Origin of the sequence: Robbsia andropogonis, from assembly GCF_034047095.1 — a bacterium.
Lineage (GTDB): Bacteria > Pseudomonadota > Gammaproteobacteria > Burkholderiales > Burkholderiaceae > Robbsia > Robbsia andropogonis.
Genome location: NZ_CP139166.1, coordinates 827,008 through 850,035, shown reverse-complemented (window position 1 = coordinate 850,035; position 23,028 = coordinate 827,008). Strand labels below are relative to the sequence as shown.

The 23,028-nt window shown below is 55.8% G+C and carries 17 protein-coding genes; 10 read left to right on the top strand and 7 right to left on the bottom strand.

Annotated elements, in window-relative coordinates; all coding sequences use genetic code 11:
• Positions 1 to 39 precede the first annotated feature (39 nt).
• Positions 40 to 951: a helix-turn-helix domain-containing protein gene (locus tag SJQ66_RS08745; RefSeq protein ID WP_024905276.1), complete on the bottom strand. Its 912-nt coding sequence runs from the start codon at positions 949 to 951 to the stop codon at positions 40 to 42.
• A 144-nt stretch (positions 952 to 1,095) separates the two neighbouring features.
• Between SJQ66_RS08745 and SJQ66_RS08740 the strand changes: the two genes are divergently transcribed.
• Positions 1,096 to 2,262, top strand: a complete 1,167-nt coding sequence (locus SJQ66_RS08740; RefSeq protein WP_024905277.1) for a 4-hydroxybenzoate 3-monooxygenase — start codon at positions 1,096 to 1,098, stop codon at positions 2,260 to 2,262.
• 44 nt (positions 2,263 to 2,306) lie between these two features.
• Here SJQ66_RS08740 and SJQ66_RS08735 read toward each other — a convergent pair whose 3' ends face one another.
• A complete protein-coding gene (locus tag SJQ66_RS08735) occupies positions 2,307 to 3,020 on the bottom strand; it encodes a TetR/AcrR family transcriptional regulator (protein WP_024905278.1) in 714 nt (237 codons plus the stop codon).
• A gap of 206 nt (positions 3,021 to 3,226) precedes the next feature.
• Between SJQ66_RS08735 and SJQ66_RS08730 the strand changes: the two genes are divergently transcribed.
• Genes SJQ66_RS08730 through SJQ66_RS08720 form a run of 3 tightly spaced genes read left to right on the top strand, consistent with a single transcriptional unit; the run spans position 3,227 to position 7,378 of the window.
• Positions 3,227 to 4,270: an HlyD family secretion protein gene (locus tag SJQ66_RS08730; RefSeq protein WP_046152944.1), complete on the top strand. Its 1,044-nt coding sequence runs from the start codon at positions 3,227 to 3,229 to the stop codon at positions 4,268 to 4,270.
• A gap of 2 nt (positions 4,271 to 4,272) precedes the next feature.
• Positions 4,273 to 5,802 carry a DHA2 family efflux MFS transporter permease subunit gene (locus tag SJQ66_RS08725; protein WP_046152945.1) on the top strand — a complete coding sequence of 510 codons (1,530 nt, stop codon included), beginning with the start codon at positions 4,273 to 4,275 and terminating at the stop codon, positions 5,800 to 5,802.
• Complete coding sequence (locus SJQ66_RS08720) at positions 5,792 to 7,378, top strand: efflux transporter outer membrane subunit (RefSeq protein WP_046152946.1); 1,587 nt, start codon at positions 5,792 to 5,794, stop codon at positions 7,376 to 7,378. The genes SJQ66_RS08725 and SJQ66_RS08720 overlap by 11 nt, the downstream gene beginning before the upstream one ends.
• A 137-nt stretch (positions 7,379 to 7,515) precedes the next feature.
• Here the strand turns inward: SJQ66_RS08720 and SJQ66_RS08715 are convergent, their stop codons facing one another.
• A complete protein-coding gene (locus SJQ66_RS08715) occupies positions 7,516 to 8,454 on the bottom strand; it encodes a LysR family transcriptional regulator (protein WP_024905282.1) in 939 nt (312 codons plus the stop codon).
• Positions 8,455 to 8,805: 351 nt separating this feature from the next.
• On the opposite strand from SJQ66_RS08715, the gene SJQ66_RS08710 reads away from it, so the two are divergent.
• The 6 genes from SJQ66_RS08710 to SJQ66_RS08685 all read left to right on the top strand — a co-directional run bounded on the left by SJQ66_RS08710 (position 8,806) and on the right by SJQ66_RS08685 (position 15,760).
• Entirely contained in the window at positions 8,806 to 10,323 is a 1,518-nt protein-coding gene (locus SJQ66_RS08710; protein WP_046152977.1) for an ABC transporter substrate-binding protein, read from the top strand.
• Between the two features lie 120 nt (positions 10,324 to 10,443).
• Positions 10,444 to 11,358, top strand: a complete 915-nt coding sequence (locus SJQ66_RS08705; protein WP_024905284.1) for an ABC transporter permease — start codon at positions 10,444 to 10,446, stop codon at positions 11,356 to 11,358.
• An 89-nt stretch (positions 11,359 to 11,447) separates the two neighbouring features.
• Complete coding sequence (locus SJQ66_RS08700; protein WP_046152978.1) at positions 11,448 to 12,332, top strand: ABC transporter permease; 885 nt, start codon at positions 11,448 to 11,450, stop codon at positions 12,330 to 12,332.
• 42 nt (positions 12,333 to 12,374) lie between these two features.
• Positions 12,375 to 13,397: an ABC transporter ATP-binding protein gene (locus tag SJQ66_RS08695; RefSeq protein ID WP_320533950.1), complete on the top strand. Its 1,023-nt coding sequence runs from the start codon at positions 12,375 to 12,377 to the stop codon at positions 13,395 to 13,397.
• A gap of 71 nt (positions 13,398 to 13,468) precedes the next feature.
• On the top strand, positions 13,469 to 14,308 hold the full coding sequence (locus SJQ66_RS08690; protein ID WP_024905287.1) for an ATP-binding cassette domain-containing protein: 840 nt from the start codon (positions 13,469 to 13,471) through the stop codon (positions 14,306 to 14,308).
• An 18-nt stretch (positions 14,309 to 14,326) separates the two neighbouring features.
• Complete coding sequence (locus SJQ66_RS08685) at positions 14,327 to 15,760, top strand: M20 family metallopeptidase (RefSeq protein ID WP_320533949.1); 1,434 nt, start codon at positions 14,327 to 14,329, stop codon at positions 15,758 to 15,760.
• 129 nt (positions 15,761 to 15,889) lie between these two features.
• Here the strand turns inward: SJQ66_RS08685 and SJQ66_RS08680 are convergent, their stop codons facing one another.
• The 4 genes from SJQ66_RS08680 to SJQ66_RS08665 form a co-directional block, all read right to left on the bottom strand.
• Positions 15,890 to 16,861, bottom strand: a complete 972-nt coding sequence (locus SJQ66_RS08680; protein WP_024905289.1) for an alpha/beta hydrolase — start codon at positions 16,859 to 16,861, stop codon at positions 15,890 to 15,892.
• Between the two features lie 241 nt (positions 16,862 to 17,102).
• Positions 17,103 to 18,473, bottom strand: a complete 1,371-nt coding sequence (locus tag SJQ66_RS08675) for a glycoside hydrolase family 28 protein (protein WP_024905290.1) — start codon at positions 18,471 to 18,473, stop codon at positions 17,103 to 17,105.
• A 163-nt stretch (positions 18,474 to 18,636) separates the two neighbouring features.
• Positions 18,637 to 20,514 (bottom strand): glycoside hydrolase family 28 protein, encoded by a 1,878-nt coding sequence (locus tag SJQ66_RS08670; RefSeq protein ID WP_253465556.1) that lies wholly within the window; start codon positions 20,512 to 20,514, stop codon positions 18,637 to 18,639.
• A 742-nt stretch (positions 20,515 to 21,256) separates the two neighbouring features.
• Positions 21,257 to 22,927 (bottom strand): methyl-accepting chemotaxis protein, encoded by a 1,671-nt coding sequence (locus tag SJQ66_RS08665; protein ID WP_046152948.1) that lies wholly within the window; start codon positions 22,925 to 22,927, stop codon positions 21,257 to 21,259.
• Between the last annotated feature and the right edge of the window lie 101 nt (positions 22,928 to 23,028).

The window sequence follows — 23,028 nt, the reverse complement described above, 5'->3', positions numbered from 1 at the left end:
GTCGATGTAAGATAGATTGTTGGCGCACCAGCGTTTGCGTTAATCCAGTACGTTAGTGCGCCGGTATTCTTTTGGCGTGAGCCCCATGTGCCGCTTGAAGTGTCGGCTGAAATACGCCGGATCCTGAAAACCCAGCTCGTATGCGATGGACGAAATGCTTGACGGCACGTAGGTAAGCTTACGACAGGCCTCAAGCATCAGCCGCTGCTGTATCAGATCAAAGGCGGACTGGCCGCACAGTTTTACGCACAGCCGATGCAGGCGACTGGATGTCACATGGAGCTTCGCGGCATAAACGCCAACTTGCCATTGTTCCTTGAAGTGTTCTTCCACGAGTGCACGGAAGCGGCTAAACAGTTCGAACTCCCCGTTCCCCGAAAGCGCGGCGGAACGGTGATCGGCCTCCAGCCGAACCAGATGCAGCAACACGCTACGCGCCAGCCATTCAAGCATCAGAGTATGGCCGGTGCGCGGCCATGCCGATTCCTCGATCAAGAGGCGCAAAAGAGATTCCAGTCGCAGGCACAGGTCCGGGACGCGCGTCAGGTCGATTGCCATCGGCCGCAGGAAAAGCGGCGAGAAAAGACTGCTATGGTCGTTTCCGTCGCCCAGTGAAAATATCACCGGTGGGTCGACCGTCAGCACGAAGCCAACCGCATCTTTCGAAAAGTCAAAGCCGTGCACCACCGACGGGTGAATGGTGATGACGACGGGCCCGTCGCGCTCCCAGACATCCTCTTCCATTTGTGCCGTAACACGGCCTGACATTAAAAAAAGTACCTGAAACAGGTTGGCATGGGTATGCGGCAGGATGTGCCAGTCGTGTATCCGGCTGCGGGTCTCGATCAATTCGATATGCACGGACTCGGCGCCATCTGGCCGGGCAATCTCGCCATAAAGGGAGAATTGCGGTATCTCGCCGATGCTGGTTTTGTTTCTACCCACGATCATGTCTCCTCCGTTCCGGAGAATCTGTTATTTTTAGGATGTGAAAATAGTACAAGTATTTTTCGGAATCATCCATTTCTAATTCGAAACCGCACGTCTACCATGGGTCCAAGTAAGGGGATATCCCGTAAATAAGGAGACGTGGCAATGCAAACCCAAGTAGCGATCATTGGCGCCGGTCCCGCCGGCCTTCTTCTTTCGCATCTGCTGCACTTGAACGGCATCGAATCCGTCGTACTGGAAAACCGCAGTCGCGAGGAGATCGAGGCCACCATCCGCGCGGGTGTGCTGGAGCAAGGTACGATGGATATCCTCACCGAAACCGGGGTGGGCGAGCGCATGAAGGCGGAAGGCGCCCTGCATCGCGGTGTCGAACTCTCTTTTGGTGGACGTCGCCATCGTATCGCGCTATCCGAACTGACTGGCAAGGCCATTACGGTTTACGCGCAGCATGAGGTAATCAAGGATCTTGTCGCAGCGCGCCTGGCGGCGCAGGCCCGAATCTTATTCAACGTCAGCGACGTGGCGCCGGTGGGAATCGAAACGGACAGGCCGTCAGTCTGCTTTACCGATCAAGGGGAAAAGTACCAGCTGCATGCCGATTTCGTCGTTGGCTGCGATGGCTTTCATGGTGTTTCGCGTCCCGCGATCCCCAGTGCCGTGCGCGAAGACTACCAGCGCGTTTATCCGTTTGGTTGGTTCGGTATTCTTGTGGAGTCGGCCCCGTCTTCCGAAGAACTGATTTATGCGCAGCATGAAAGAGGATTCTCGTTGGTCAGCACGCGCTCCCCTACGGTGCAGCGCTTGTATTTCCAGTGTGACCCGAAAGACAATACCGACAATTGGTCGGATGATCGCATCTGGAACGAGCTTCATACGCGATTGGAGAACGCCGATGGGTGGCAGGTGAAAGAGGGGAAGATCTTTCAAAAGGGCATTATCGGCATGCGTAGTTTCGTTTCGTCATCCATGCAGTATGGTCGTTTGTTCTTGGCAGGAGACGCGGCGCATATCGTCCCGCCGACGGGCGCCAAGGGTATGAACCTCGCGGTGGGGGACGTCAAGCTGCTTTCACAAGCCATTGAGGCGTTTTACAAGGAATCTCGTAGCGATCTTCTGGATTCTTATACCGCCACCGCCTTGAAACGTATCTGGCGTGCCGAATATTTCTCGTGGTGGATGACAAGTATGCTCCACACTTTCTCGGACGCCTCGCCGTTCCAGCAGCAGATACAACGTGCGGAGCTTGAAAACGTCGTGAACTCCCGGGCTTTGTCGACGGCACTCGCTGAGAACTACGTAGGCGCATTTTGACCGCCATGCGAACGCGCCGTTAGTAAAGCGAAGGTCAACGCCGGTTACATAAATTCTGCCAACGCGCCTGCGGCGGCGAACACATCAACCGTCTCTTTTGCGTGTTGGGGAATCTCCGCGCGGACTTCAGCGAGGTTTTCGGAAAGCAAGGCGCGAATAATCATCGGCGAGACGACGGCTTCATGAATACGGACAGCAAGTAACTGTGCATGTTGCTTTGCCGCCTGACGCGTGCCTTCCGTCTTCGTGCGCTGGCCGTACTCGGCAAGGGTCGTCGCTACCGCATCGATCGTGCGAGCTCGCCCGGCATCATGAGTGAGTTTGGCAAGTGCCGGAAATCGGGGCGCTTCAGCTACCACCATCCTGATCAGACCGATGACTTCATCGCTGATCAGTCGTGCCGCGAACAGCTGGGTCATCGCCACCAGTTGCTCCGGGAGCGTTCCCGAACGCTTTTTCTCGTAAGCAAGTTGCAAGCTTTGTTCGCAATTGCGGCGTACGACTTCCGCGAACAACGCGTCCTTGCCGTCATATCGGCTATAAAGCGTTGCCTTGCTTGCGCCGGCTGCCTCGGCAATACGATCCAGTGACGCCCCACCGAATCCACGCTCTATAAACGTTGCTGTTGCGGCATTCAGTATCCGCTCATCCACGTCTCCCGCCATGGCGTTGGGCGGTCGACCTGGCTTGCGAGAAAAAAGCGATTTGGGTAAACCGGTGGTTTCCGGTTTATTGACGATCTTGGGGATACGGCTCACGAAAGCGCCTCACTAGATAATGCGTTCCTGGCACATTATCCCAAATCTCAAAAATAGAACGAAACGGAGTCGTTTTATTGTAGTATACCCTGCCTAGCCTTTTGGAGATTGTGATGGCCGGTAGCGATAGCGCAGACGACAGCGCCTCTCGGTCAGGTCGGGAGAACCCGCCTGCTCCGTCAGATAACGAGCAGGGGCCGCGTGACATGCAGAAGTCATCTGCGCCGATGGGCCCGAAGCATAAGCGCCGGAACGCGCTCCTTGGCGGGGTGTTGCTGATCATTCTCGTGGCGGGATGCCTGGCCTATTGGCTTCACAGTCGTCACTATGAAAGCACCGACGATGCGTTTATCGATAGCAACCAGAGTCAGATTGCTTCGCAGGTGAGCGGGCGCGTGACTGCATTGCTGGTGGCCGACAACCAGCATGTGGACAAAGATCAGCCACTGCTTCGGATAGACAGCCGCGACTTCGAAGTGCGCTTGAAGCAATCTGAGGCACAGGACGCGAATGCCCAAGCGCAGGTCGCGCAAGCGCGTGCCGATTTGGTGTACCAGACGGCCACGCTTTCGCAGCAGGTTGCACAGGTGCGTGTTGCGGAAGCGGATTTGACGCAGGCCAAGCAAGACCTTGCCCGCTATACTGGCACGGATCCCGCTGCAATCACGCGCCAGCAATTAGAGCAAAGCCAGGCAAGTACGAAGAGCGCGCTCGCGCGTCTCGATAGTGCCAAGGATGCCGTGCGGGCTGGCGAGGCGCAGGTCGCGTCTCAGAAAACGAAGATTGATGCAGCGCTCGCGCAGGTCCGTCAATATGACGCCGATGTCGAGAACGCGATGCTGCAGTTGAGCTACACGACAATACGAGCGCCGCAGGCCGGCAAGGTGACAAGGCGTACGGTCAATCTTGGCAACTATGTCACGCCGGGCCAGGCATTGGTCGCTGTCGTTCCCGACGACATGTGGGTGACGGCCAACTTCAAGGAAACCCAGCTGACGCATATGCGCGTGGGGCAGGCCGTTGAGGTACACATTGATGCCTACCCGGAAAGCGTGCTTCATGCACACGTCGATAGCATACAGCGTGGAACGGGTTCGGTATTCAGTACCCTTCCGGCGGAGAATGCCACCGGAAACTACGTAAAAGTCGTGCAACGCGTGCCAGTGAAAATTGTCTTCGACAACGATGATTGGCGTCATCTGCAACTGGCACCGGGACTATCAGTCACGCCGCGCGTGACGGTGAGATAGTCATGGCGACCGATAATACCGCCTTGCCGCGGTCGGCCGCGGGTGACTACAACCCTTGGTTGATCGCCGTCATCGTGTCGATTGCGACCTTCATGGAGGTACTGGACACCACGATCGCCAATGTGGCCCTCAGACATATCGCCGGTGGATTAGGGGCAAGCCAGGATCAAAGTACGTACATCACCACCAGTTACCTGGTGAGTAATGCGATTATCTTGCCAATCAGCGGCTGGCTATCGAACGTGATTGGACGTAAGCGCTTCTATATGATGTGCGTGGTGCTTTTCACGGTCAGCTCTGTTGCGTGTGGATTTGCAACGTCGTTGACGATGATGGTCGTCTTCCGGGTGTTGCAAGGTCTGGGCGGGGGCGGCCTGGCCCCGGTTGAGCAAAGTATTTTCGCGGACACGTTTACGGTCGAGAAGCGTGCGCTGGCGTTCGCGCTCTACGGATTTACCGTTGTCACGGCGCCGGCGATCGGTCCGATGCTCGGGGGATGGATCACCGAGAATTTCTCGTGGCACTGGGTTTTCCTGATCAATTTGCCGGTCGGTTTGTTGTCGTTGGTGTTGACCTGGCTATTCGTCAGCGACAGCAAATTGGTGAAGCAGGAACGACAGGCGTTGCTCGATAAAGGTGTGAAGGTCGATTACCTGGGCTTTTTTCTTATCGCGATTGGCTTCGGTTGCCTGCAGATCGTATTGGATAAGTTCGAGCGTGAAGACGGCTTCTCATCGAACTTCATCTGCACGCTGTCTGCTATTGCAGGCATCGCACTGATCGCCCTCGTTATTCGCGAGTTGACGACCGACCAGCCAATCGTGAACCTTCGCTTATTCAAATCGCGTGCCTTTGCCATCAGTTGTACCGTAATGTTCGCATTCGGTTTCATCATCAACAGTACGACACAGATCCTGCCGCAATTCACGCAGGAATTACTAGGCTATGACGCGACCAACGCCGGTCTGACGCTCGGCCTCGGTGGGCTCATGACGGTCTTCATCATGCCGATTGCCGGTGTCGTCACCGGCCGTGTTTTTCAGCCGAAATGGCTCGTGATGGTATCCCTGGCAGGTACAGGTATCGCGCTGCTCCACACGGCAGGGCTCAATTTGAATATCGGTTTCGAATATGTGTCGTTGTCGCGTCTCTATCAGGTCATCTGGTTGCCTTTCCTCTTTATTCCTTTGTCGACGGTTCAGTTTGTAGGCGTACCGGAAAGCGAAAATAACAATGCGTCGGCGCTGATCAACATGACGCGCAATCTAGGTGGCAGTTTCGGCGTATCGTTGGTGACAACCGAATTGGCGTGGCGGGAGCAATTCCATCATGCGCGGCTCGCTGAACATATCACGCCTTATAACGGTTTTACCGGTTCGCTTCGTTCGATCGCATCAACGGTGGAACAGCAGGCATCTGTCATGAGTTATCTCGATGTCTTCATCGTGCTGGGGGTCATTTCATTGGTGCTGGCGCCCATCTGTTTTTTCTTGCCCAAGCTGCCGAAGGGAGCGCCAATCAATGCGCATTGATTATCGATTGCCATCCCTGTTGATTTCGTCGATTGCTTTGGTCTCCGGATGTACGATGGGCCCGGATTTTCAACGGCCGGCGCTACAGACGCCAGCACAATGGACGGAAACGCCGACACCTTCGGATACAGGGCATGCGGTTGCCGTGCAGGAGCCTGTTGCGCCTGCGTGGTGGAACAGTTTCGGTGATCCGTTACTGACCACGTTGGTCGCGCGTGCCATGAACAGCAACCTCGATATCCAGGCTGCGGCGGCACGCGTGGCGGAGTCTCGCGCGCAATTCAAGCAGGCGCGCGCGAGCGCGTTGCCAACATTGAACGGAAACGCCTCCTATACGCGGGAGTTGCAGAGTGCCGACGGGGTGGTCGGACTGCTTGAGAGTAGCGGCTCATCGGCCGCAACCTCTACGAATGGGCTAGGCGGCCGTGAAAGTGGGGTGCCGACACAAGACGTTACGTCGAGTGGGCTGCCACCGTTCAATCTCTATCAATATGGATTTGACGCGTCATGGGAGCTTGATCTGTGGGGCCGAGTGCGGCGTACCGCGGAGAACGCCAGCGCGACAGCGGAAGCGCAGGAAGAAGCAAGGCACGACGTGATGGTGTCCACGGCTGCGGAAGTCGCACGCGACTATCTTACCCTTCGAAGCACGCAACAGAAACTTGCGCTTGCAAAGCAGAATCTTGCTTACGCGCGGCGCACGGTCCAGCTGACGCGTGAACGGGCGAAACATGGCTTGACGACCGATCTGGATGTCGCAAATGCGGAAAGCCAGGCGGAAACGACAGCTGCGAACCTTCCCCAGTTCGAACAGCAGGAGGCGCAACTGATCAACGCTATCGGGCTATTGCTCGGTGAATATCCTCAAACGCTTGCCGTACAGCTACGCGAACCGGCGGCAATACCGGTCGCGCCACCGCGTGTACCCATTGGCCTACCGTCCGACTTATTACGTCGCAGGCCCGACATACGCGAGTCGGAGGCAAAATTACACGCGGCAACGGCCAGCATCGGTGCCGCGAAGGCCGACTTTTTCCCGAAGATCACGTTGTCGGGTAGCGTTGCCATTCAGGCTACGCAGTTCTCCAATATGGGGAGTTGGGGGGCGCGGAGCTATAGCGCCGGTCCCAGCATATCACTGCCGATTTTCGAGGGAGGCAAGCTACGTGCGACCCTTGCCTTGCGCAATGCGCAGCAGAAGGAGGCGGCAATCACCTATCGGAAAACAGTGCTATCCGCTTTCCAGGAAGTAGATGACGCGTTAACGCAGTTCGGTACGGAGCAGCAGCGCCGCGATAGCCTTGCGGCAAGCGTCGATGCTTCAAAGCGCGCGTTGGATCTCGCGAATCAACGGTATTCGAGAGGGCTGACCACTTACCTCGATGTACTGAGCGCGCAGAAAAACGTCCTTACCTACGAGCAACAGTGGGTCGACAGTACCGCGACGGTTTCCACTGATTTGGTGGCGCTTTATAAAGCATTGGGAGGCGGCTGGGATGTGATGTCTGATTCAGGTGAAGCACGCCTCGCGAACCATGTCCTGGCGGTGACTTCCTCGCGGAATGCAGCGCAGTAACGGCGGGTGATCGGCCCCGAATCAGTGGTAAGACGGTGGCAAACGCGCCTATCGTCGCGCTGCCTGCCGCGGCATCAAACGCCGAGCGCATCCGCTTGGCACCTGCGACGCCCGCCGCCTCCGCCGTTGCGAGACCGTCAAGGACGGCCCTCACGCGCGAATGGAGACTGTTCCAACTCCAGTGTATTGCGCAGAAAATCCAGGAAAAGCTGTACCGGCTTTGGAAGTGTACGTCCCACCAAGGTTTGCAACTCGAGATTACGTGCGTCCAGCGCCTTGTCCCGAATCAATTTGGCCACCAGGTCTCCGCGGCGGCAAGCATTTCTCACCGATACTTCGCCTGACACGGTGATGCCATTTCCCGCACGAACGAAGCTATGCAGGCAAACAATGAAATTGCTGGTGATCGCGGGTTCGACTAGCAGTTGTCGCAGGCTGCAAGCAATGTCGAATAGCTGCCGTACCGTGGTGCTCTGGTCCGGAAGCGCCAGCGGATATTGAATCATCTCGGCCAAATCGATGTAATCCCGGTCCGCAAGCGGATGATCGGGCCGCATCACGGCAAGAACGGGTGCCGGTTGACGATGTTCGACCTTGATTTCTTTTTGGGGTGTCCGACTGAATACGAAGCCGATATCGGCATCTCCTTCAATAATGCGTCGGGACACGTGGACCGGTTCGGTGACGGTGACATCAAATGTTATTCCCGGATAGTGCTTTTGATACTCGGTAATGACGCCCGGCAGGAACTCGATTGCGAAGCCCTCCGAAGACGTGAGGCGAATACTGCCGCCTTTCGCACCTTGTAAATCCGCAATCTGCTGAATAACATGATCCGCATCGAGCGCTGCCTTGAACGCATGCGCGGCCAGTACGTTACCGGCAGCACTTGGCACCATGCCGCGTGGTCGCCGATCGAAGAGACTGGTCTCCAGTACGTTTTCGAGATGCGCGATCTGCCGACTGATTGCGGAGCCGGCAACACCAAGCCGAATCGATGCCTCCGTGATGGAGCCGCAGCGTACGACTTCAACGAAATAGCGCAGCGCGGTTTCCTGTAAGTGATGGACTTTCATTAAACGAGCAAGTCAAAAAAGCGATCAAAACCGATTTCCAGGGTGTCGACACCAAATGGTCGATCGGCGTGGGACAGCGACGTGCATCCGTGCTGTCGTCGACGGTATGCCGTTTCGGCAACGCAAACTTATTTATTTGATATTAGTCGCAAAATAATTCGCTGATAAGCTCGATTTCATGGGATCGGGCACCGGCCCTACGATGGCCGACACGCTGCCCCTGTTGATAAAGGAATACGAGAGATGCAAGCTGCTGCCGTTCCGCTTCGCCTGTTATCCATGCTCCAATCGGTACGACGTCCGTTTTCGTCGATCATGCGCGCCACGTTCACCATTTCGATGCATGACCGGATGTGGCATGGTGTGCTTGTCGCCGCGCTTGCCATTCCGTTGACTGCACCATTGACGGCGCACGCAAGCAAAGCCGATAACACATTGATTTATGCATCAGACAGCGAAGCGGAAAACGTGTCTCCATACCATAACAATGTCCGCGAAGGTGTAATACTTGCGCATATGGCGTGGGACACCTTGATTTATCGAGATCCGAATACCGGTAAATATCTGCCTGATCTGGCCACGGCCTGGAACTGGGAGTCACCCACATCGCTGGTGCTGGATCTTCGCAAGGATGTGGCGTTCCAAAACGGTGATCCATTTACCGCGGATGACGTAGTCTTCACATTCAACTACATCAACTCACCGGATTCGAGAGCCGTCTCGCGGCAGAACACGGATTGGATTAAGACTGCCGAGAAAATCAACGACTACAAAGTACGTCTGGTGTTGAAGGCGCCATTCCCGGCGGCACTTGAATATCTGGCTGGACCGACGCCGATATACCCGGCGGCCTATTTCAAGAAAGTTGGGCTCGAAGGTTATAGCAAGGCGCCGATTGGCACGGGGCCATACACGATTACGCAAGTCACGCCCGGCAAGGGTGTGACGATGGTGATCAACAAGCATTATTTCAAGGGAAGTCCGATCGGCACGCCGCACATCGGCACCGTCAAGTTTCTGGTGATCTCTGATCCGGAAACGCGCGCCGCGCAGTTAATGACGGGTGCAGTGGATTGGATATGGCGCGTGCCCCCCGATCAAGCGGACTCTCTGAAACAAATGCCAAATATCGCCGTGATCGGCGGCGAAACGATGCGCGTCGGGTTCATGTCCATGGATGCGCTAGGCACTTCCACACCCCATTCCCCGTTCAAGGATGTTCGCGTGCGTCAGGCTGTCAATTACGCAATCAACCGAGCCGGCATGGCGAAAGATCTGGTGCGTGGCGGGAGCCAACCGCTTTGGGCAGCCTGTTTCAGAACGCAGTTCGGATGTGATGACTCAGCGGTAACCAAGTACCCGTATGATCCTGCAAAAGCGAAGGCGCTGCTGAAAGATGCCGGTTACCCGAATGGTTTCGAAACCGATCTCTATGCCTATCGCGAGCGCGAATACGCGGAGGCATTAGTGGGTGATTTGCGAAAAGTGGGTATTACCGCGCGCCTGCACTACGTGCAATACGCGACCCTGCGCACTACGCAACGCGACGGCAAGACGCCGTTGACCTTCCAGGCCTGGGGATCGTATTCAATCAATGATGCCTCGGCTTTCGTCGGCAATTGGTTCGAAGGCGGGCCGGACGACGTCGCGAAAGATCCCGAGGTGATTCAATGGCTGAAGACCGCCGACACGTCGAATGATCCAGCCGTACGCAAGGCAAATTACGCGAAGGCATTGAAGCGGATCAGTGACCAGGCATATTGGGTTCCGCTGTTCTCGTATTCGACGAACTATGCCTATAACTCCGCGCTGAATTTCAAAGCCTATCCCGATGAGTTGCCACGTTTCTATGAAGCGAGCTGGAAGTAGGTTGGTGTCATTGCCCTGCCGTCTCATTTATCCCTATCCATGCGTGATGAGCGACGGCGTTCACCCTGTATCAGCGACAAAAGCCGAGCGGTTGCGGCCGGATAATCGGGAGAACGTGTGATGTTTGCCTATCTGTTGCGACGTCTGGCGATCGCGTTGGCCGTTTGTTTCACGGTGTCCGTCGTCAGCTTTACCTTGCTGCATTTGTCCGGCGATCTGGCAACGGCGATTGCGGGGCCCGAGGCGAATGCGGCGACCGTTGATGCGCTTCGGCATCAACTCGGACTGGACAAACCGTTGGTGACGCAATATGTGGAATGGTTGTGGCGGGCGTTGCATCTCGATTTTGGCCGCTCCTTCTATTTTCAGGCCAGTGTGATGTCCTTGATTGCGGCCCGCTTGCCGATCACGCTCCAGTTAGGCGGCAGCGCACTGGCGATGGCCACGCTATTGGCTATCCCGTTGGGTATTCTCGCCGCGATGTATCGCGATACGTGGATCGACCGTCTTGCCTTGTTGATCGCGGTCATTGGCCAAGCCATGCCGAGTTTCTGGTTTGGGCTGACGCTGATTCTATTGTTCGCCGTGGGCTTGCACTGGTTTCCTGTCGCGGGCAACGCCTCGTGGAAAAACTTCGTACTTCCTGCCGTGGCGCTTGGTTATTACGCAACCCCTTCGATGATGCGGTTGACCCGTAACGGCATGCTTGACGTGCTGGGTTCCGACTACATTCGTACTGCCAGGGCCAAAGGCCTCAGTGCCTCCCGGGTGATTTTCAAACACGCATTGCGCAACGCCATCATTCCGGTGGTTGCGCTAGCCGCCGTCGAGCTGGGTTTCATGCTGGGCGGCTCCGTAGTGATCGAGTCGGTGTTTTCTTTGCAAGGTCTGGGGCAGCTTGCCTGGGACGCGATTTCACGAAACGATTTCCCGATCGTCCAGGCGGTCGTCCTGATCATTGCTCTGATTTACATCGGGCTGACTTTTTTTGCGGATGTGATCAATGCGCTGCTTGATCCGCGCTTGCGTAGCTAGGAACGCGAATGACCATGACATCATCCCGCTCCGCTGCACAGTCGTCCTCTCCGGCACCCGTGGTGCAGGCTCCCGCGTCCGGCGGTGCCATGCCATTGCAGATGGACCTGCCATTGGTCCAGCCGCGGCGGCACGGGTTATCTCGCCTTCTAGGCAGGCATGGACTGGTACTCGGTGCGGCCCTTCTGTTCATCATCGTGCTGGCTGCGATACTCGCTCCCTGGATTGCGCCGCATGATCCCTATAACCAGGACCTGGGCACGCGATTGATTCCACCCGTCTGGAACGCGCGTGGTAGTTGGGAGCATGTGTTGGGAACCGACAAACTCGGACGGGACTATCTAAGCCGTCTTTTGTTCGGGGCTCGTGTCTCGCTACTGATCGGCTTGCTGACCGCGCTGATTTCAGGCGCGATCGGTACGACGCTTGGCGTACTCGCCGGCTATTTCGGTGGACGCGTCGACGCGGTGGTGAGTTACATCCTGACAACCCGGCTGGCATTGCCGGTCGTGCTTGTGGCGTTGGCGATGTCGTCATTGATCGGTGGTTCTCTGAAAACCGTGGTGCTGCTGCTGGGCTTTCTTTTATGGGATAGGTTTGCCGTGGTCACCCGCTCGGTCACGCAGCAGTTGCGTAACGCGGAATTCATTGCGGCGGCCAAGGCGCTTGGTGCATCCACGCCTTTTATTCTATTGCGCGAGTTGTTGCCGAACATCACAGGTGCCTTGACCGTTGTAATTACCCTGGAAATGGCTCATGCCATCCTGCTTGAGGCGACGTTGTCGTTCCTGGGGTTGGGTGTTCCGCCGCCCATGCCGTCCTGGGGGCTGATGATCGCGGAAGGGAAGTCATACATGTTCTTCCAACCTTGGATCATCATGATTCCGGGCGTGGCGCTGGCGGTGTTGGTGATGGCGATCAATCTCCTTGGCGATGGGCTGCGCGACCTGAACGCGCCCGATGGCCGCAACTGAACCCGCAGCGAACGGACGACCAATGGAAAAAGAGGCGCGGATATGAGTGCACTACTCGAGGTTCAAGATCTGCGTGTTGATCTGCCCACGCCGAATGGTGTGCTGCACGCGGTGCGGGGAATCGATTTTCATATCGATCGCGGCGAAATGCTGTGCCTTGTCGGCGAGTCGGGGTGTGGTAAATCCATGACGTCACTGGCAATCATGGATTTACTTCCGAGACGAGCGATGCGCACTGCTGGGCAATTGCGTTTCGATTCGATCACATTGCCCGGCTTGTCAGCGAAATCGATGAATGCGTTGCGCGGCGCGCGCATGTCGATGATCTTCCAGGAGCCGATGACCTCACTGAATCCGTCATTTACCCTGGGCGACCAATTATGCGAAACCTTGTTGCAACATCGCAAGGTGAGTCGGACAGTGGCGCGCGACCGGGCCGTCTACTTGCTGGAGCGCACTGGCATACCGCAGGCCGCAGTACGGATGAGGCAGTACCCCCACCAGTTGTCGGGTGGATTGCGCCAGCGCGTGATGATCGCGATGGCGTTGATGTGCGAACCTGATCTGATCATTGCCGACGAGCCAACGACCGCGCTCGACGTCACTGTTCAAGCACAGATTCTCAAGCTGATTCGCGAACTGCAGAAGGAGTTCGGCACCGCGGTCCTGTTCATCACGCATGATTTGGGTGTCGTTGCGCGGATCGCCGACCGCGTTGCCGTGATGTATGCCGGGCAGATCATCGAAACCGCACCCGTGAACGAACTGTTTGCAACGCCTTCCCATCCTTACACACAGGGACTGCTGAACTGTATTCCCGTGCGAGGTAAAACAGCGCCTGGCAGCCATCTTGCGGCGATTTCCGGTACGGTGCCTTCATTGGTAGGAGAAATCACCGGTTGTCCGTTCCGTAACCGCTGTCCGAACGCACATGCAGCGTGCGAGAAAACGCCTCCTGAGTTATCAGTGGGTCCGAATCATCAGGTTCGGTGCGTGCTTGCAAAATCGAGTGGGGTACTACCGGCCGCGATACCATGCTCCAATATGGTAGGGGAGGCCGTCTGATGGTCAGAGCGTCTACCTCGGATTCCTTTGCACAACGGACGAGCGCTTTTTCGAAAGGCGACGGTTCTGTCATGTCGTCGGACAAGCTGGCGTCTCCGATCGCGCTCGAGTTATGCGCGATCAGTCGGGTTTTTCAACTGAATGGTGGTCTCTTCCGCTCACCAATGCCTTTCAAAGCGATAGACAACGTGTCATTACGCGTAATGCGTGGCGAGACGCTGGCCTTGGTGGGTGAATCAGGCTGTGGTAAAAGCACGCTGGCAAAAATCCTGCTAGGACTGCTGCCGCCCACTACGGGAGATGTACTGATCGACGGTAAGCAAATCGATCCGGGCAATCGACTCGCCAACGCACGACGTATCCAACCGGTTTTTCAAGATCCCTATTCGTCATTAAATCCGCGCAAGACTGTCGCCCAACTGGTGGGTTTGCCATTGATGCTGCATGGGGTTGGCGACAGGATGCAGCGCGATGCCGAGGTGCGCCGGATGCTCGAGTTAGTCGGCATGCCGGAACGCACGCACGGCCAATACCCAAATCAGTTGTCAGGCGGGCAGCGGCAACGTGTCGCCATTGCGCGCGCGCTGATCTTGCGCCCCGGTATACTGATCTGCGACGAGCCGACATCGGCGCTCGATGTGTCGGTGCAGGCGCAGATACTGAACCTGCTGCTTGACTTGAAGGCGGAGTTTGGCCTGACCTATCTCTTCATCAGCCACGACCTCGGCGTGGTGGAACATCTGGCGGATCGTGTCGCCGTGATGCACCAGGGAAAGATTGTCGAATTGCAAAGTCGGGAGCTGATTTTTTCCGCACCCGAGCAAGCCTATACGCGACGCCTGCTCGCGTCCGCGCTGACACCTGAACCCGGGTTGGGACTGCCCGACCTGATGTCTGAAGTACTTTCCTGAGCCACCATTACCCTGATCATGAGCCTGCACAATAGCCGAGCGAATGCTATCGAGCGCGTCAGCGCCTACTTTGACGACGGTCGCTTTTACGCGAGTTTGCAAAGACGCGTCGCTGTCAAGACGGAAAGCCAGGACAGCGAGAGCCTATCGATTCTGCTAGGTTATCTGAGAGAGCAACTCGCACCAGCGCTGGAAGCACTTGGTTTTACCTGGACGGTGCTAGAGAATCCGATAGCGGGAAAGAGTCCTTTCCTGATTGCGGAGCGGATAGAGCCGGGCGCGACCTACACCGTCCTGACCTATGGTCACGGGGATGTAGTGCGTGGCTATGATGCGCAATGGCGTACCGGGTTGAGCCCATGGAAGATCGTGGTGGAAGGCGATAAATGGTACGGCCGGGGAACTGCGGACAACAAAGGCCAGCACACAATCAACCTCGTTGCACTGGCGGAGGTCATTGCCGAACGTGGTGGCGTACTGGGCTATAACGTCAAGGCGATATTCGAGATGGGAGAGGAGATCGGCTCTCCGGGCCTGGGCGAAATCTGCGCGGCGAACAAGCAAGTGCTTGCGGCCGACCTGTTTCTTGCATCGGACGGTCCACGTCTCAACGCGACTCGTCCGACATTGTTTCTTGGATCGCGTGGTAATTTTAATTTTGAGATGCGACTGGAATTACGTGATGGGGCGCATCACTCAGGCAACTGGGGCGGCTTGCTGCGCAGTCCTGGCATTCGTCTGGCGAACGCATTGGCCAGCATGGTGAGTCCGACAGGAAAGATTCTTGTCGAGAAACTCCGTCCGTCCGGACTGCCGCAAAGCGTACGTGACGCGCTGAAGGACATTCATGTGGGGGGCGGTCCCACGGATCCGGAAATCGATCCGCAATGGGGTGAACCCGGACTGACGCCGGAGGAGAAGGTATTCGGTTGGAATTCCTTCGATATCATGGCGTTCAAGACCGGTAATCCGGAAGCGCCAGCGAACGCGATCTCCGGGTATGCGTACGCCCATTGCCAGGTGCGCTATGTGGTGGGAAGTGATGGCAGCCAGTTTCTCCAGTATATTCGCGATCATCTGGATTCACTTGGATATTCGGATATCGAATTGAAGATCACTTCGACGATGATGCCGGCAACCCGGCTCGATCCGACCGATCCTTGGGTGAACTGGGGGCTGACGTCGATTGCGAAGACCACCGGTAAGAAGCCTGCGTTGCTGCCGAACCTTGGAGGCTCGTTGCCGAACGAAGTTTTCTCCGACATTCTTGGGCTGCCAACTCTTTGGGTGCCGCATTCCTATCCCGCCTGTTCTCAGCATGCACCGGACGAACATATCCTCGCTAGTACGACACGGGAATCGTTGCAGGTGATGACTGGACTGTTCTGGGATCTGGCCGAACAGGGCGCATCGGTCGTTGCGTCACGCAGCGCGGGACTTTCCGCTGGCTGATAGGCAGAATAAGACCTTAGGGTCGTTGGTGTCCCCAATGTTCGAGCGTGAATCGGCCGACAGTCCCCGATCGGGCATGTCAAAGCACGAAAATCACCTAGCTTGAAACACCGTTCCGAAACGTCATGTCTATGAAGACGTATCCACCGGGCGCAACATGAAATTGGCTATTGTCTCGACCACACAGTCAGCTAACGGAAGTTCCGGATTGCTGTAGGTTGCGATGTTTTCGCTTCTATCGTCTGTGCCAACAGCTTTCAGAACATGATTGGCGTTGACGAGGTATGCAAGTTCCGCTTTTGGATTCGCCTGCTTTAGTCGTTCGGCGTCTTCGCGGCCTACCTGTATATCTCGGAGTCCCTGAACAATGAGCACTGGCTTCGTGATGTTGGTCAATAGTTCAGCCGGGTCGAGCGCAAACTCGCTGATTAGAAAGCGTTGAATCGCTGGCCTGAACAATGGCATCAAAACCGGATCTATCTTGCTCGCATCCACGAATTCTCCAGCGGCAAGCCAATCAAGCACCGACAATGCATTTTTCATAACTGGTGCATTTTCCGGATTTGCCATTAGTTGCGCACGCAGTACATCTCGCAAAGGACGGCCGGGTGTAGCGACCAGAACAATTCCATGGATATCTAGGGTGCTCTGAGCCGCTACCAGACTAACTAATCCACCCTCGCTATGACCTAGCAGCCATACCGATCTGGTTGGGTAATTTTCACCTATCGCCCTGACCCATGCGTGCAAGTCATTCGAATAGTCGTGAATTATCACATCGTCTGCATTGTCCAGTGCGGAGGCGCTACCGTACATACCGCGTTTATCGATGCGCACGGTCGCAATTCCGCATTGCGCTAGTCCGTGTGCAAGTAAATGGTATGTTGACGCGTGAAGACCGTACGGGGCGTTTCCGTTCCGGTCCGTGGGCCCGGAACCGGGAACGATAAGCACGATCGGAGCATCTTTTGCCGCTGGCAGTAGTAACGTGCCGCGAAGCGATCCTGTCGAACCTGACGCAGCTATTTCTGTTTCATTGTTTTGCGTTGCGTCGGCAAGACAATTTTTCTGCTTTTTTGCATCCGGATGATGAAAGGTCATTCGGTTCTCGTGAGGTCATCGTAAGCGTCGGGGGGATAACGTCAGACTGATGCCCGCCGCGTTCAATCACTATAGTAAATTCACGGGAGCTTGGGAGGGAACGAATCTTGGGAAGCAGGGTCGCAAAATCTCACTTGCAAAGTGAGGAGGTGTCATTTCTTTAAAAATCGCGCCGTGAAAGAGACGACGCGTTAATCCAGCGCACGAAAGTGATGGATCAAGTCATCGTCGATCGTTTTATTCAGATCTGTGCAGGAATGGTGATGCTGCTAGGGCAAGACAGGGTCGAGCCTGTATCGGTGATCGGCACTACTTGGCCGTTTGAGCCAATCGAGGTTGTCACGGTGCTGTGGCTACCCACTTGCAGCTCGCCATTGGTCACTGAGAACGCATTACCGCCTGTGATCTTACTATTGGTGATGCGAATCCCGTTATTGTCCGTAGTAGGTACGCCCATCAGGCTATTCGAAAGGCCGACGATGGCACCTTGCGTCTTGCTGGCGGTGGCGATCACGTTGTCGATGCTGACATTAGCAATAATCGGCAAGTTGCCGCCAGTGCCCGATGCATAGGTGTAGGTGAACAAAAACGGCTGCTGCACGTTCCGCATGCAAGTGTTCCGGTAAGTAACCCCGGTGGTCGCGCCGCTGTCTTTAGCGGTCTGGTCGGTTTTAATGCGATAGCCGTAATCCGTGCCACTGAATTGCACTGTGTCGACCGTGACCTGGGATACGCCAGGATTTGCAATGGTATTTCCAGCTGCTTCCTGGCCACCAATAGATATGCCGTGTCCGCCTCCGACTACGCAATTGCTGATGTTGACGTTGGAGGTGGCGGCAGCGCCGGCGTTGGATTTAATGGCGATATCGTCATCTCCTGTGTCGAGCAGGCAGTTCTTGATGGTCGCCGTCTGGGTGCCAATGATGTCTATCGCGTCCGTGTTCGGCGCCAGGTTATCGCCGCTGGCATTGCGGTTTGGGTTTGCGTAAATCCATACGCCATCGATGGTGACGTTCTTGGAACCCGATTCTATAACCAATTGCTCCTTCGGAGAATTGCGGATGATCAGCGCATTGCCAGTCGCATTGGACGCGCTCGGGAACGTGACAATCGATTGCGCCTTGCCGGTATCGGTAAAGTTCGATCCCACCTGCAGGTTCGAGCCCGTTATTGCGATGAGCTTCGGGCGTGCGGTATTATCCTGGCCGACTGCGGCCGACCAGTATGTCTGGCCGTCTCCGTCTATCGCGCCGGTACCGGTGATGGTCACATTACTGACATTGTTCCCAACCAGCATGGCGCCACTCGATGGCTGCGATGGAGAGCCTTTCAGCGTGAAACCCGATTCGATTTTCAGGACGATGTTGCTGGCAAGGTTCACGGTTGTGATAACCGCCGTCGACACGCCATTGTTGGTTGTAAGGTCGATCAGGCCCGGGCTGCCACTAGTGCCGACGCACTTATTGATGGCGTTCTGAAGGTTTGTCGTATTGGTGCTTGATGAGCTGCTCCACTGCGGTGTACAGGTTGCAGCCTGCGCCGGTACTTGCACGACGATCGCGGTGAATGCGGATAGCGTCAGTGCTATCCGCATACTGCTTTTTCTTTCCATGATTTTTTCCTTGTTTTCGAATGGACGAGGGGACACCGGGTTCGGCAGGCGATTGACATCACGCAACCCGTGTATCAATGCCCGCCGTCGGGAACCTCAACTGGGGTCAGGTCCGGACCCCAGGTACTACCTGGTGCAGCCGTAGCGCCGAAAGCGTTTCAAATCAGCGCGTGGCGGTGATAGTGGTGTTGTTGTAGAGCTGTCCAGCAATTTTGACGTTCTGCAACGTGATCCCGTTGACGTTCCACGCGTAGATCGGTCCCGGCACGGTGGCGCTGGCGGGACCGACCGCGGTCGGCGAGCCGAAGTCGCAGTTCGAGATCGTCACGCCGCTGATGGGGGGGATCGCGGGTGTTGGTGCAGGGCCGTTATAGTCGAAGGCGACCGGGCCTTGCGCGACGATTGCCTGGAAGCATGAACCGGTACTGCCGCTAAGCGTGACGTTGCTCGCGGTGACGTTGGTGATATTGACGTTTTGCACTTGCGCTGGGCGCGTGCGAATCGCGTCGCCGGCCGGTTGATAATCGCAATCGAAGGTAATCAGGCCACCCTGCGATGCGGAGGGGTTGCTCGCGGATGCGGTCGCAACACCGAGCGGTACGGTGCTGTTGATCGGACTGCCTGCCAGTAGCTTGCTGCCATAGCCACCACCTGTCAGGCTTACGCCATTGGGTAGCGTGACACCGTCGACGTAGAAATTGCGAACGAAACCACCGCGGTTCATATTGGTCTTGATGCGGATCGCGATGTTCAACGAGTTGGTTGCCCAGAACTGATTTAGCATCGTCAGGTTGCGCGCGTAAATGTTTTCCACGCCACCGCCCATTTCGCTGCCGAGCGTAATACCGCCGTGCCCGCTGTTCATGGTGCAGTTCTGAACCACATGATTTTGAGCGGGTCCGTATTCCGTGTCGAGATTCTTGCCGGATTTGATGGCGATGCAGTCGTCGCCAGTGTTGAAGGTCATGCTGTCGCACAATACGTTATTGCAAGCGTCGGGATCGAAGCCGTCGTTATTCGGCCCGATGCTGTCCACCATCACGCCGCGGATCACCACGTTCGTGCAATCTGTAGGGTGATGCTGCCAGAACGGCGTGTTTTGGGTGTGGTAGTTTTCCATCAGCACGTTGGTGCAACCAATGAACTCGACCATGCAAGGGCGTAGGTAGTGGCCTAGCCCAAAGATGCGCTGCGCGACGGGCACGCCGGCTTCGGATAGCGCTGGGAGATAGTTCTGATCCTGTTGCCAAGGTGTTGCGGAATTAGTTAGTAATGCATATAGTGATGAAGAAATGCCAGGAACCTTTGTCTGCAGGTCAACGTTGTTAGGGTTCGCGTAGGATTGCGAGGGCGTCGATGAACTCGTGCAACCATAGGTCCCCGTGCTTCCCTTGTATGTCCACCAGCAGGTTGCCGTGTTGCCCGATCCGGTGAATGGCGTCATTGCCTGGCCGTTCAGGATGGAGGTCACGTCCTCGCCTGTCAGCGCGATGTTGGTGGCATTGCGCGCGTAGACAGGTGCACCGAAGTTAAGGCAGTCGTTGGCCTGCCAGCGGCTATAAAAAAGATTGCCATTTGTGCCGCAATTGACGGGTCCATCCTTGGCGTAGTCGGCGGGGTTAGGACTGAAGAAGATCGTGCAGTTTGCACTGAGATGAAAGTTGACATTACTTTGCAATACGATCGGCCCAGCGCAATACCAATTTCCAGCCGGCACCACCACGCGTCCTCCGCCAGCAGCCGTGCAGGCATTGATCGCGGCAAGGAAGGCCGGACGCGAGTCGAACGCGCCGCTGGCCTGAGTGACGCCCGAGCCCGGGCTGACGGGGGACTTTGTCGCGTCGGTGTACGGGCTCGTCTGGGCAATCACGGCACAAGGCTGCGCGCCGTAGTTCACGACCGAGAAATCGATGGCTGGAAAGGCGGACTGGGTAATGCCGCTTAGCGACGAAATGATATTTGTCGCGGCACCCGTTGGTCCCCAGATAGGATCGCCTGATGTGCCGGTACCGCTGCAGCCACCAAGTAAGTGGCTTCCCATTACTGCACCGCTATAGCAAAGAAAATGTCGTCTAGTAATCCTAAATGGTATGTGTGTTTTGTGATCGTTAGACGTCGCGTCGAGATTGGGGGTGGTCACTGCTGTCTCCGTCTTGGTTTTGTAATTTTGTCGATGTATACGCGTTAGCAGCACAACACTTCAGTCATACGACGACAGGTGAATCATACGCGCGTTGCGATAAATGGAACGTACGTGTCTACCCTAGTCATGCAGCACGAAATTTCGTCATTATTGCAATGTGTAAGGTGTATTTCTAAGAAAATTAGCGATCCAAAATGGGACGATCGCAAAATAATAGTTGCATATGATGGTCCATGAGACATTTAGATATGATGTATGACATCTTTAATAGTGGCGATCTGACAGACCAACATGCCGCTCTCTATTTTTGGGTAGTTATGCAAAGTAAAGAGGGTAAGCCAACCAAGTAAAGATGCTGGGCTTTCGGTTCAATTTCTTTGACTATGCCAATGCGTGGAGATAAGCGGTCGCGAAGAGGGGGGGCAGAAATTACTTACGGAGAAGGCGATCACTTCAAATCGCCTGACAAGACGTGGCCGCCAAACAGGAGGAGGGCAGCCTGAACATGTGGAAAGTAACTGCGAAGCGCGCCTCGGCATGGAAGACAACGCGATGTAATCGCCAGTTATTTTCTATCGATTATCCGCGCCATCTTCAAATTATGCACCGATCGGCGAACGGTGTGCCGAGGTTGTCGGCGTTATGCAGTCATGGGCGCCTGGGCAGGTACACGCGAGAGCGACTTTTTGGGCGACGCCCGACGAGCGGTTGATGGTTTTTGCACTGACTGCTGCTGAGTCGCGATTTGCGGTTTCACCTGGAAAATAGCTACCGCGTCGCGCAGGCTCTGCGCTTGATCTGCCATGGCCTGCGCTGCGGCCGAGGCTTGCTCTACCAGCGCTGCATTTTGCTGCGTCACTTCATCCATTTGGTTGACGGCAACGTTCACCTGTTCGATCCCGGTGCTCTGTTCTGTTGACGCAGACGCTACTTCTCCGATGATGTCGGTCACACGCTGCACCGAGCGAACCACTTCGTTCATCGTGCCGCCTGCATCGTGAACGAGGCGTGATCCAGCACTAACATGCTCTACCGAAGCACTGATGAGATCCTTGATTTCTTTCGCGGCGGTCGCGCTACGTTGCGCGAGCGTGCGTACTTCACCCGCGACGACGGCGAAACCACGTCCTTGTTCACCGGCACGCGCCGCCTCTACCGCAGCGTTAAGAGCGAGAATATTCGTTTGAAATGCAATGCTCTCGATGACCGAGATAATTTCGGCTACCCGCGTTGAGCTGTTTGAAATGTCTTCCATGGTTGATACTACCTTTTGGACAGCTTCGCCACCCGCGGCGGCTATTTGTGACGCTGTCGCCGCCAATGTGCTGCCTTGGCGCGCATTATCCGTATTCTGGCGGACAGTGGAAGTGAGTTCTTCCATGCTCGCAGCCGTTTCTTCCAGAGAAGCTGCTTGTTCTTCGGTCCGCTGTGACAGATCGACGTTACCTTGCGCGATCTCGCCCGCAGCGACGGAAATGGATTCCGCCGAGACTTTGATACCGGTGACGATTTCGCTTAGATTCCTCCGCATGGATTCGAGTGATGCCATCAGGCTACCTGTGTCACCCTCGGTTAGATGCATTTCAACCATAAGATTGCCACCTGCAATTTCGCGGGCGACCGTTTGCGCGTCGGCTGGCTCCCCCCCTAACTGTCGCAAGATGCTTCGAGTAATCAAAATAGCGGCCACGACGCCAATTGCCATTGCGAGTGCGATGACCGCCCACGTTACGCTGTTGATCGTCGCATAGGTCGCCGCTGCCTCGGCGGCAGCTTGTTCATTGAGCTCGTCTTCAAAATTGGCAAGTTCATCTAGGCGAGATATCCAGTCCGACGTTTTTTGCCAAGCTTGCTTGATCAACACCTCGGTCGCGCCCGCCTGGTCGTTTGCCTGGGCGAGGTTGATGGCGTTGACCCAAATCGGTTTGGTGGCGCCTTCGTCTATCTTTAGCTGGGCGAAGAGCCTATGTTCTCGCTCCGTAGTGCCTGATTCCTGGGCGAATATTTGTCCGAGCTTGTCATACGTATCCTGATAGGTCTTGTCTTGTGCCGCGATGCGCGCTATTTGTTGCGTGATTTGAGACTGATCGGTGAGTAACGCTACGTTTCGGATTGCGATCGCGCGATCACGCACCGTTGATTTGAGAGCGTTTGCCAGTCTTCCTTCTGTATTGTTGATGCGCGCAATTTCGTCTAGCTTGGTATATAACGTTTTTTCTGAATAGAAGCCTAATGCGGAAAGCAGGGCCAAGAGCGCAAGAACGAGCCCAAAGCCTAAAGCAAGTCGGGACGATACTTTCAATCCTTTCATTTTATTCGCTCCTGACGAGTAGTCGAACGTTTGTTTGTCGTTTAGCGGCAGGGCGTTTTTAAAATTTAGTAAATCGGTAAAAAATGGTTATTGTATTTTTC

Coding starts and splice junctions, on each gene's coding strand:
- SJQ66_RS08745 (WP_024905276.1), bottom strand. CDS start 951: ATGATCGTGGGTAGAAACAAAACCAGCATCGGCGAGATACCGCAATTC.
- SJQ66_RS08685 (WP_320533949.1), top strand. CDS start 14,327: ATGAGCCTGCACAATAGCCGAGCGAATGCTATCGAGCGCGTCAGCGCC.
- SJQ66_RS08705 (WP_024905284.1), top strand. CDS start 10,444: ATGTTTGCCTATCTGTTGCGACGTCTGGCGATCGCGTTGGCCGTTTGT.
- SJQ66_RS08670 (WP_253465556.1), bottom strand. CDS start 20,514: ATGGGAAGCCACTTACTTGGTGGCTGCAGCGGTACCGGCACATCAGGC.
- SJQ66_RS08720 (WP_046152946.1), top strand. CDS start 5,792: ATGCGCATTGATTATCGATTGCCATCCCTGTTGATTTCGTCGATTGCT.
- SJQ66_RS08695 (WP_320533950.1), top strand. CDS start 12,375: ATGAGTGCACTACTCGAGGTTCAAGATCTGCGTGTTGATCTGCCCACG.
- SJQ66_RS08730 (WP_046152944.1), top strand. CDS start 3,227: ATGCAGAAGTCATCTGCGCCGATGGGCCCGAAGCATAAGCGCCGGAAC.
- SJQ66_RS08715 (WP_024905282.1), bottom strand. CDS start 8,454: ATGAAAGTCCATCACTTACAGGAAACCGCGCTGCGCTATTTCGTTGAA.
- SJQ66_RS08675 (WP_024905290.1), bottom strand. CDS start 18,473: ATGGAAAGAAAAAGCAGTATGCGGATAGCACTGACGCTATCCGCATTC.
- SJQ66_RS08700 (WP_046152978.1), top strand. CDS start 11,448: ATGCCATTGCAGATGGACCTGCCATTGGTCCAGCCGCGGCGGCACGGG.
- SJQ66_RS08665 (WP_046152948.1), bottom strand. CDS start 22,927: ATGAAAGGATTGAAAGTATCGTCCCGACTTGCTTTAGGCTTTGGGCTC.
- SJQ66_RS08690 (WP_024905287.1), top strand. CDS start 13,469: ATGTCGTCGGACAAGCTGGCGTCTCCGATCGCGCTCGAGTTATGCGCG.
- SJQ66_RS08725 (WP_046152945.1), top strand. CDS start 4,273: ATGGCGACCGATAATACCGCCTTGCCGCGGTCGGCCGCGGGTGACTAC.
- SJQ66_RS08680 (WP_024905289.1), bottom strand. CDS start 16,861: ATGACCTTTCATCATCCGGATGCAAAAAAGCAGAAAAATTGTCTTGCC.
- SJQ66_RS08710 (WP_046152977.1), top strand. CDS start 8,806: ATGTGGCATGGTGTGCTTGTCGCCGCGCTTGCCATTCCGTTGACTGCA.
- SJQ66_RS08740 (WP_024905277.1), top strand. CDS start 1,096: ATGCAAACCCAAGTAGCGATCATTGGCGCCGGTCCCGCCGGCCTTCTT.